Origin of the sequence: Pseudoalteromonas sp. S3178, from assembly GCF_005886985.1 — a bacterium.
Lineage (GTDB): Bacteria > Pseudomonadota > Gammaproteobacteria > Enterobacterales > Alteromonadaceae > Pseudoalteromonas > Pseudoalteromonas carrageenovora.
Window position 1 is genome coordinate 1 of sequence record NZ_PNCW01000592.1, and the last position, 360, is coordinate 360.

At 45.0% G+C, this 360-nt stretch carries 1 protein-coding gene; it reads left to right on the forward strand.

What is annotated here, in order from left to right; genetic code table 11:
- On the forward strand, positions 1 to 297 hold a 297-nt coding region (locus CWC11_RS22955; RefSeq protein WP_171038534.1), incomplete at its 5' end, for a hypothetical protein.
- Positions 298 to 360 lie beyond the last annotated feature (63 nt).

Here is a 360-nt window from a genome sequence, read left to right on the forward strand (position 1 = left end):
AGTAAAAGCACCGCCCTGCTGCCACACATTGCAAAATTACTAAGCCATCAGCAAAAAGGCGTAAAGCGCGATGCCGTAAAAGTCTTATCGTCAAAAGCGCAATATCACGATCAAGTTGTGGCCACCATATTGAGTAGCCCAGATGTGCAGATTGTGGACGCGTTCACGCGTGCTATCTCTGACTCGGGGTTAGTACTCAGCCAATACAACAAGGCACGACTGCAAAGTCTTTACAACACTACTCAAAACCCGATCATTCTTAAACGGCTACAAACATTAGGTATTAAAAGCACATAACAGCAAAGCAACTAGCATTACGCCTCTGCTTTCCTTCTATTCAATACAGGCCAGAGGCTTTTG